Annotated in this window: 8 protein-coding genes; 5 read left to right on the forward strand and 3 right to left on the reverse strand. The window is 70.9% G+C overall.

Features of this window, described 5'->3' with window-relative positions; translation table 11 throughout:
* Positions 1 to 14: 14 nt before the first annotated feature.
* The 3 genes from sucD to ADY01_RS27675 form a co-directional block, all read right to left on the reverse strand.
* The gene (sucD, locus tag ADY01_RS27665; protein ID WP_049578973.1) at positions 15 to 902 is read right to left on the reverse strand and encodes a succinate--CoA ligase subunit alpha; all 888 of its coding nucleotides are present in this window, start codon (positions 900 to 902) and stop codon (positions 15 to 17) included.
* Between the two features lie 29 nt (positions 903 to 931).
* Positions 932 to 2,122 (reverse strand): ADP-forming succinate--CoA ligase subunit beta, encoded by a 1,191-nt coding sequence (gene sucC / locus ADY01_RS27670; RefSeq protein WP_267888485.1) that lies wholly within the window; start codon positions 2,120 to 2,122, stop codon positions 932 to 934.
* A gap of 129 nt (positions 2,123 to 2,251) precedes the next feature.
* Entirely contained in the window at positions 2,252 to 2,701 is a 450-nt protein-coding gene (locus tag ADY01_RS27675; protein ID WP_049578976.1) for a cobalamin B12-binding domain-containing protein, read from the reverse strand.
* 312 nt (positions 2,702 to 3,013) lie between these two features.
* On the opposite strand from ADY01_RS27675, the gene ADY01_RS41390 reads away from it, so the two are divergent.
* From ADY01_RS41390 to ADY01_RS27700, 5 genes are all read left to right on the forward strand, one after another.
* A complete protein-coding gene (locus ADY01_RS41390; RefSeq protein ID WP_053171277.1) occupies positions 3,014 to 4,837 on the forward strand; it encodes a peptidoglycan DD-metalloendopeptidase family protein in 1,824 nt (607 codons plus the stop codon).
* Positions 4,838 to 5,224: 387 nt separating this feature from the next.
* A complete protein-coding gene (locus tag ADY01_RS27685) occupies positions 5,225 to 6,100 on the forward strand; it encodes an ABC transporter permease (protein WP_078900665.1) in 876 nt (291 codons plus the stop codon).
* Positions 6,097 to 7,017 carry an ABC transporter permease gene (locus ADY01_RS27690; RefSeq protein WP_063784379.1) on the forward strand — a complete coding sequence of 307 codons (921 nt, stop codon included), beginning with the start codon at positions 6,097 to 6,099 and terminating at the stop codon, positions 7,015 to 7,017. Before ADY01_RS27685 ends, ADY01_RS27690 begins: the two co-directional genes overlap by 4 nt.
* A complete protein-coding gene (locus ADY01_RS27695) occupies positions 7,010 to 7,777 on the forward strand; it encodes an ABC transporter ATP-binding protein (protein ID WP_049578979.1) in 768 nt (255 codons plus the stop codon). Before ADY01_RS27690 ends, ADY01_RS27695 begins: the two co-directional genes overlap by 8 nt.
* Positions 7,777 to 8,763 (forward strand): ABC transporter substrate-binding protein, encoded by a 987-nt coding sequence (locus ADY01_RS27700; protein WP_049578981.1) that lies wholly within the window; start codon positions 7,777 to 7,779, stop codon positions 8,761 to 8,763. The genes ADY01_RS27695 and ADY01_RS27700 overlap by 1 nt, the downstream gene beginning before the upstream one ends.
* The last annotated feature ends 467 nt before the right edge of the window (positions 8,764 to 9,230 follow it).

Genomic DNA, 9,230 nt, shown 5'->3' on the forward strand with positions numbered 1-9,230 from the left:
GGGGAGGGGAGGGGTCAGGAGGCGGCCAGGGCCTCGCGGGCCAGGCGGGCCGTCTCGGACGGCGTCTTGCCGACCTTGACGCCGGCGGCCTCCAGCGCCTCCTTCTTGGCCTGCGCGGTGCCGGAGGAGCCGGAGACGATCGCGCCGGCGTGGCCCATCGTCTTGCCCTCGGGCGCCGTGAAGCCCGCCACGTAGCCGACGACCGGCTTGGTGACGTTCTCCTTGATGAAGGCGGCGGCGCGCTCCTCCGCGTCGCCGCCGATCTCACCGATCATCACGATCAGGTCGGTGTCCTGGTCCGCCTCGAACGCGGCCAGCGCGTCGATGTGCGTGGTCCCGATGACCGGGTCGCCGCCGATGCCGACGCACGTGCTGAAGCCGATGTCCCGCAGCTCGTACATCATCTGGTAGGTCAGCGTGCCGGACTTGGAGACCAGGCCGATGCGGCCCGGCTTGGTGATGTCGGCCGGGATGATGCCCGCGTTGGACTGGCCGGGGGTGATCAGGCCCGGACAGTTGGGCCCGATGAGGCGGGTCTTGTTGCCCTTGTTCTGCGCGTGCGCCCAGAACGAGGCGGTGTCGTGCACCGCGATGCCCTCGGTGATCACGACGGCCAGCGGGATCTCCGCGTCGATCGCCTCGACGACCGCGGACTTCGTGAACTTCTCCGGCACGAAGATCACCGTCACATCGGCGCCCGTGGCCTCGACCGCGTCACCGACGGAGCCGAAGACCGGGATCTCGGTGCCGTCGAAGTCGACGGACTGACCCGCCTTGCGGGGGTTGACGCCGCCGACGATGTTGGTGCCCGACGCCAGCATGCGCCGGGTGTGCTTCTGTCCTTCTGAGCCGGTCATCCCCTGGACGATGACCTTGCTCTCCTTGGTGAGGAAGATAGCCATGGCTGTTTCGTTGTCCTTCGGTTCGCGGCTTACTTCGCGGCCAGCTCGGCGGCGCGGTCGGCCGCTCCGTCCATGGTGTCCACCTGCTCGACGAGCGGGTGGTCCGCGTCGGTCAGGATGCTGCGGCCCAGCTCGGCGTTGTTGCCGTCGAGCCGGACGACGAGGGGCTTGTTGACGTCCTCGCCCTTGGTCTTCAGCAGCGCCAGGGCCTGGACGATGCCGTTCGCCACCGCGTCGCACGCGGTGATGCCGCCGAAGACGTTGACGAAGACGGACCTGACCTCCGGGTCGCCCAGGATGATCTCCAGGCCGTTCGCCATCACCTCGGCCGACGCGCCGCCGCCGATGTCCAGGAAGTTGGCCGGCTTCACGCCGCCGTGCTTCTCGCCCGCGTAGGCGACGACGTCGAGGGTGCTCATCACGAGGCCCGCGCCGTTGCCGATGATGCCGACGGTTCCGCCGTCGAGCTTGACGTAGTTGAGCCCGCGCTCCTTGGCCGCGGCCTCCAGCGGGTTGGCGGCGGCCTTGTCCTCCAGGGCCGCGTGGTCCGGCTGGCGGAACTCGGCGTTGGCGTCCAGGGACACCTTGCCGTCCAGCGCGATGACACGGCCCTCGGCGGTCTTGACCAGCGGGTTGACCTCCACCAGCAGCGCGTCCTCGGCGATGAAGACCTTCCACAGCTTCTGGAGGACCTCGACCACCTGGTCGGCGACCTCGGCGGGGAAGCGGGCCGCCTCGGTGATCTCCCTGGCCTTCTCCTCGGTCACGCCCTCGATGGCGTCCACCGGGATCTTGGCCAGCGCCTCCGGGTTGCTGACCGCGACCTCCTCGATCTCCACGCCGCCCTCGACGGAGGCCATCGCGAGGAACGTGCGGTTGGTGCGGTCCAGGAGGAAGGAGACGTAGTACTCCTCCGCGATGTCCGCCGTCTCGGCCAGCATCACGCGGCGCACCGTGTGGCCCTTGATGTCCATCCCCAGAATGGCGCCGGCCTTGGCGACGGCGTCCTCGGGGTCGGAGGCGAGCTTGACGCCGCCCGCCTTGCCGCGGCCACCGGTCTTGACCTGCGCCTTGACGACCGCCCGACCGCCGAGCCGCTCGGTCACCTCGCGCGCCGCCTCCGGTGTGTCGATGACTTCGCCGGCCAGCACCGGTACGCCGTGCTTGGCGAAGAGGTCCCTCGCCTGATACTCGAACAGGTCCACGCGTCCGTCCCTCAATCGTGTTCTCGCGGTTCGTTAGCAGCGTGGGCGTGCCGCGTGGCCGCGTTGCCAGGCAATCGCCGAAAGCACGCGGCATGTCCGGAGACGAGCGTATCCGGGCGTCCCGTGGCCTTAGAAATTACTGGGTCACACCTCCGTGGTGAGTCCCGTCACAGTGGGGTCCTCAGGCTCCCGCCGCCCGGAGAGCGAGCGGCGGACCCAGTCGACCACCTCGCCCGTGGAGGCACCCGGCGTGAAGATCGCGGCGACGCCCGCCTTCTTGAGCGGCGGGATGTCGGCCTCCGGGATGATGCCGCCGCCGAAGACGGTGATGTCGGAGGCGTCCCGCTCCTTCAGCAGCTCGATGACGCGGGCGAAGAGCGTGGTGTGCGCGCCCGAGAGAATGGAGAGGCCGATGGCGTCGGCGTCCTCCTGGATCGCGGTGTCCACGATCTGCTCCGGGGTCTGGTGCAGCCCCGTGTAGATGACCTCCATGCCCGCGTCGCGCAGCGCGCGGGCGATCACCTTCGCCCCCCGGTCATGGCCGTCGAGCCCCGGCTTGGCCACCACCACGCGAATCGGACCCGATACACCCATCCCAGCCTCCCAAACGCCGTTAACGACCGTTGACCCCACGATCCCGCACGCTACCCCGCGGCCACGGCGGCCGAGCCGGAAAGCACGGGAGGGGAGGGGCTCAAGGAATTCGAACTATTATCGAACACATCGTGCCGCAACGATGGCAACACCCGTCGAAAGGCGGCCTATTGCCCGTTTCAGGTGCCTCGAAACCCGCGAACAAGCCGCGAAAGATTGTCGCCGCCGCATACCGCCGGGTACAGTCACCGCCGAACCGCAGCCGCCTGGCCCCACAACCAGCTCCTGTCGTCGAGCCGAAAGGCGTAATCGGTGAGCGATCGTCTGCTGTCGGAAGTCTCCGGATCCTCGGACGTCTCCGGCTTCGACTCCTACACCGGATACGAGGCACTCGATCCCTACGGCTCCTACGAGTCGTACGACGCGCAGGCGTGGGCCGCCGCGCAGGCACAGCAGGTCGGCGGCGAGTGGTACGGCCAGGCCGGGTACGGCGCGACCGGCGGATGGGACCCCAGCGGCGCCGCGGGCTACGCCCCCACGGATTTCCACGAGACCCCCGCGCACGGCTACGGCTACGCGGAGGCCGGATTCGGCGGGGCGGGCGGCGCCGCGGGTTACGCGGACGGGTACGGCGGCGAGGCGTACGCGCAGGGCTATGGCACCGGGTTCTCCGGATTCCAGCCCGAGGCGGCCCTCTCCGGGGGACTCCCCACGCAAGGCGCGCAGGGCGCGCAGCATGAGCCGGAGTACCAGGCCGAGGCGGGGTACCGGGCCGACGTCGGCTATCAGGCGGAGCCGGAGTATCGGGTAGACGCCGACTACCAGGCCGAACCGGAGTCCCAGGCCGACGTCGGCTATCAGGCGGAGCCTGGGTACCAGGCCGAGCCGCAGTACCGAGCCGAACCGGAGTACCGGGTAGACGCCGACTACCAGGCCGAACCGGAGTTCCGGGCCGAGGCGGACTACCAGGCCGTGCCCCAGTACCAGGCGGAGCCGGGGTACCAAGCCGAGCCCCACTATCAGGCGGAGCCTGGGCGCCAGGCGGACGCCGACCACCAGGCGAAACCGGAGTACCAGGCGGAGCCCGGGTACCGGGCCGAGCCCCACTATCAGGCCGAGCCGGGGTACCAGGCAGACGCCGACCACCGGGCCGAGGCGGACTACCAGGCCAAACCGGAGCACCAGGCGGGGTCCGGGTACCGGGCCGAGCCCCACTACCAGGCCGAGCCGGGGTACCAGGCAGACGCCGACCACCAGGCCGAGCCGGAGCACCAGACGGACGCCGACCACCAGGCGGAGCCGGAGTACGACGCGCGGGCCGCCCGCGAAGCGGAGGACGCGGCCGACGAGGAAGCGGACGAGGAGCCCGGGGCGGCCGCCCCGAAGCGCTCCGACGGCCGGCGGCGGCGCAGGACCTCGCCGCGGCGCCGCTCCGCGTTCCTCAGCGTCGCCGCCCCCTCCCTGGCCGTCCTCGGCGTGACCGCGGTGGCCGCCGCGGCGACCGTCTCCGAGACGGACACCGTGGAGGAGCCGCCGCCGGTGGCCGCGCCCGACCCGGGCGAGGTGGAGCAGGTCGCGGCGAACGAGCAGTTCGACACCCAGCTCACCGGCCTCACCGAGGCCGTCGACGACTACGCCGACCGCGCCAGCCGCACCCAGGGCCGCATCGACCTGGAGGAGCAGCAGGAGGCCGAGGAGCAGGCCGCCGCCGACGCGGCCGCCGCGGCGGAGGCGGCCCGGCAGAAGTTCTTCCTGCCCGTCGAGCAGCACGGCCTGAGCGCCTACTACGGCCAGTCCGGCATCAACTGGATGTCCACCCACACCGGCATCGACTTCCCCGTCTCCTACGGCACGCCGGTGATGGCCGTGACCGACGGGAACATCAGGACGCAGTTCCACTCCAGCTACGGCACCATGGTGATCCTCACCGCCCCGGACGGCACCGAGACCTGGTACGCGCACCTGGACAGCACGGTCTTCGCCTCCGGCTATGTCCAGGCGGGCACCGTCATCGCCTACTCGGGCAACTCCGGCACCTCCACCGGGCCCCATCTCCACCTGGAGGTCCGGCCCGGCGGCGGCTCGCCCGTGGACCCGCTGACCTGGCTGCGCAACCAGGGCCTCGAACCGACCTGATCCCGGCCGCGGCCCGCCGCGTCCCCGGCCCCGCACAGGCCGCGAACACCTGACCCCGGCGTCGGGCCGCCCTCACCCGGTTCGTCCCGCGAGAAGCGCCGCTCCGGCAACGCGGCATCGCGGTACCGCCGCCTCCCGAGCTCGCGCCGCTCCGGCCGCCGCCCGCGGCCGTTCCCTCCCCAGGAACGCGCCCGTACGTGGTACCCGCGCGTCGCCGCCCCGTCATTCGCCGCCGGACCCGCATGGCACTTCCCTCAGTTTTTCTTATAGAGGGAAATTCTCCTACCCGTATTGCTGTATGCGGAATTAAGCCGTAACTTGCCTGCTACCCGCGAACGAGCACAAAGGAGTCGCCATGAGCAGGTCCGAACCTACCTCTGTCGTGTCATGAGCCTCGAAGGGGTTCAAACGGCCGGAACCACCCGGCCGGGGACGGCTCGGGCGGTGGACGGCGTCTCCGAGGGGCGGCTCCGGCGCGCGTTCGGCAGCCGGCGGGTGCGCGACCTCGGGCTCAAGGTGGCCGGCGTGCTCACCGTGCTGCTGGTGCTCGAACTCTGCTCGCGCCTGGAGATCCTCTCGCAGGACTGGTTCCCGCCGATGACCGACACCTGGGTGGAGCTGGCCAAGCTGGCCTTCGGCCACCCGCTGTGGACGGAGATCGGCCGCACCCTCGGCGGCTGGGCGATCGGCATCGGTATCGCCACCCTGCTGGCGATACCCATCGGCGTCCTGCTCGGCTCGAACAGGACGGCGTACCGCCTGTCGCGGGTGGTCATCGAGTTCTGCCGCCCCGTGCCCTCCGTCGCGCTCATCCCGCTGGCCGTCCTCGTCTACGGCGTCGGCCTGGAGATGAAGGTCTTCCTCATCGTCTTCGTCACCTTCTGGCCCATCCTCCTCCAGGTGATCTACGGCGTGCAGGACGTGGACCCGCTGATCCACGACACCGCGCGCAGCTACGGGCTGCCGCCCCGGGCGCGCTTCTTCCGCATCACGCTGCCGAGCGCCGCCCCCTACATCGCCACCGGCCTGCGCATCGCCTCGGCCATCGCGCTGGTGCTCGCGGTGACCGCCGAGCTCGTCGTGGGCGCCCCGGGCCTGGGCCAGTCGATCGTCGTGGCCCAGTCCAACGCGAACCTCCCCCGCATGTACGCCCTGATCATCGTCACGGGCCTGGTCGGCTGGGCCCTCAACACCGTGTTCCAGGCCGTCGAACGCCGCCTGCTGCGGTGGCACCCGTCCCAGCGCCTGGAGGTGGCCTCGTGACCACGAGCACCAGCACGGAACGGCGGAACGGGCGGAGCGCGGGCCGCCGCACCCTGGGGATCCTGCTCGAACTCGCCCTGCCCGCCGCCATCCTCGTCGGCTACGGCGTGTGGTCGCACCGGGCGCAGAGCTTCTACTTCCCGCCGCTGGGCGAGATCCTCGACTACTTCGGCGAGCTGTGGCTCTTCGACCGGGTCGGCAGCGACCTGGTGCCGAGCCTGGTCAGGATGCTGAGCGGCTACGCGCTCTCGGTCGTCATCGGCGTCGGCCTGGGGCTGCTGCTGGGGATGTCGAGGGTGTTGCGCACCGCGGCCGAGCCGGTGGTCGAGTTCCTGAGGGCGCTGCCCGCTCCGGCGCTGATCCCGTTCTCGCTGCTGATGTTCGGCGCCGGGGACAGCTCCAAGGTCTTCGTCATCGTGCTGGGCGCGGTCTGGCCGATCCTCCTCAACACCATCGACGGCGTCCGCGGCGTCGACACACAGCAGCTCGACATGGCGCGCTCCTACCAGATCCCGCTCTCCGCCCGCGTCACCCGGATCATCCTGCCGGGCGCGAGCCCCCGCATCTTCGCCGGGATGCGCACCAGCCTGGCCATCGCCATCATCCTCATGGTGGTCTCCGAGATGGTCGCCAGCAGCAACGGCCTCGGCTACTTCGTCCTGGAGCAGCAGCGCTCGTTCGCCATCCCCGAGATGTGGACCGGCATCATCCTGCTCGGCGTCCTGGGCTACGTCCTCAACTGGCTCTTCCTGCGCGTGGAGCGCCGGGTCCTGGCCTGGCACCGCGGGTCCCGCGGGCATGCCGCCGAGTCCCGAACGGCCCGAACGGCCCGCACCGGCCGCGCCGCGCGCACCGGCCCCAAGACCCCCACGACCCCGCCGTCCTCCTCACCGTCTCCGGAGAAGTCTGATGCTTGAAGTCTCGAACCTGCGGAAGGTCTACGGCCCCGACCCGCACGCCGCCCCCGCCGTGGCCGACCTGACCTTCAGCGTCGCCGACCGCGAGTTCGTCTGCATCCTGGGCTCGTCCGGGTGCGGCAAGACGACCATGCTGCGCTGCCTCTCCGGCCTGATCCCCTCCACCTCGGGCCACATCACCCTGCGCGGCAGGGAGGTCACCGGCCCGCCCGAGGACATGGCCTTCGTCTTCCAGGACTACAGCCGCTCGCTGCTCCCCTGGATGACCGTGCGGCGCAACGTCGCGTTCCCGCTCCGCTACAAGGGCATCGAGCGGCGCGAGGCCGAGGCGCTGACCGACGAGGCGCTGGACGCCGTCGGGCTGGCCGGGCGCGGCGACCGTTACCCCTGGCAGCTCTCGGGCGGCATGCAGCAGCGCGTGGCGATCGCCAGGGCGCTGGCGTACCGGCCCTCGATCCTGCTGATGGACGAGCCGTTCGCCTCGGTGGACGCGCAGACCCGCTCGGGCCTGGAGGACCTGCTGCTCACCGTCTGGGAGCGGTACGGCATCACGGTGCTGTTCGTCACCCACGACATCGACGAGGCGGTCTACCTCGCCGACCGGGTGCTGGTCCTGCGGCCCCCGGCGAACGTGGGGCACGAGGTCACGGTGAACCTGCCGCGCGAGCGGCACCAGGTGGAGACCAAGCGGGACCCGGAGTTCGGCAGGCTGCGCGGCGAGCTGTTCGCCGCCCTCGACGGCGGACCGGTGGCCGCGTGATGCGCCGGCTCCGCACGACGGGAACGGCCGCCGCCCTGGCCGGGCTGCTGGTGCTCGGCTCCGCCGCCTGCACCGACTACGGCGGCGACCTGTCGGGGGCGAACGTCTCCGGCGGCGGGGACGGCGACACCCTGGTGGTGTCCGAGACGGCGGGCACGCCCGCCTCGTTCCTCGCCTACGGCATCCGCGAGGGGTACTTCGAGGAGCAGGGCCTCGACGTCGAGCTGAGCCCGTCCGCGGGCGGCGCCAGCGTCATCCCGGCGCTGCTCAGCGGCGACATCGACGTGGCCGGCTCCAACGCCGTGTCCGCGCTGATCGCGATGGGGCGCCGGATGCCCATCGAGATGATCGCGGCCGGCACCTCCACCTCCGCCGAGGCGGAGGACGACTTCTCCTCGCTGATGGTCCCGGAGAACAGCCAGGTCACGGACCCCGCCGACCTGGACGGCGGCCGCATCGCGGTCAACACCCTCCAGAACATCAACGACGTGGTCATCCACGCCGTGCTGGCCGAGGCGGGCCTGGACAACGACGACGTCTCGTTCGTGGAGATGCCCTTCCCCGACATGCCGGCCGCCATCGAGCGCGGCGACGTGGACGCGGGGCTGCTGATCGAGCCGTTCGCGACGATCGGCAGGTCGCAGGGGCTGCGCGACATCGCCCGCCCCTACACCGCGACCCGGCCGGGGCTCCAGATCGGGACGTACCTGATGACCTCCGAGAAGGTCGAGGACGACCCCGAGAGGGCCGCCGCCTTCCGGGCGGGGGTGACGGCCACGGCCGAGGCGATCGCCTCCGACCCCGAGGCGTTCCGCGAGGCGCTGCCCGAGATCAGCGACCTGGCGCCGGAGCTGGCCTCGCGGATGGACATCCCGGTCTGGCGCGGAACGACCGACCGCGAGTCGATCGAGACCATCCACGCGGCGATGCTCGACATCGGGCTGACCGACGCCGAGCTGGACTACGAGGAATCGGTGGCCGAGTAGGTCCAGCTGCCCGCCAGGGGGCGCCGCGGCGATGCCGCGGCGCCCCCCGCGCATCATGACCGCACTCCCGCAAACGCCGCAGCAAACGGCGCAGCATCCCCTCGCCCCTCACCAACCCCTCGTCAGTTCGCCTTCATGAAAGGAAAGTTCCGGCTCGGGTCACCTCATCCTCCCAGGCCCTCCCCTTCTTCACAGGACTGGACCATAGAGGTCACCCGAACCCCCTTCACATCGCGGGGGTCTACGTGCGTCACTCGATGACGTGACCGCGTCAAAGCGCTGCTGAACCGTCCTCCGCGGACACCCGAGCACCGTCTGTCCCCCCCATCTCCCGCGACGTGCCTGGAGGCAGTCATGCCGTCCCGCAGTTCGTCCTCCCACAACCGTGCCCGCTGGCGGTCCGCCACGCTGGCCGCCGTGTTCACGGCGATCTTCGCCGTGCTGCTCACCACCACCCACGCCACCGC

Source organism: Streptomyces sp. SBT349, from assembly GCF_001083795.1.
Lineage (GTDB): Bacteria > Actinomycetota > Actinomycetes > Streptomycetales > Streptomycetaceae > Streptomyces.

Bases quoted from the DNA above. Each gene is read 5' to 3' on its own strand.
- sucD (WP_049578973.1), bottom strand. From the start codon at position 902: ATGGCTATCTTCCTCACCAAGGAGAGCAAGGTCATCGTCCAGGGGATG.
- ADY01_RS27675 (WP_049578976.1), bottom strand. From the start codon at position 2,701: ATGGGTGTATCGGGTCCGATTCGCGTGGTGGTGGCCAAGCCGGGGCTC.
- ADY01_RS27685 (WP_078900665.1), top strand. From the start codon at position 5,225: ATGAGCCTCGAAGGGGTTCAAACGGCCGGAACCACCCGGCCGGGGACG.
- ADY01_RS27695 (WP_049578979.1), top strand. From the start codon at position 7,010: ATGCTTGAAGTCTCGAACCTGCGGAAGGTCTACGGCCCCGACCCGCAC.
- ADY01_RS27700 (WP_049578981.1), top strand. From the start codon at position 7,777: ATGCGCCGGCTCCGCACGACGGGAACGGCCGCCGCCCTGGCCGGGCTG.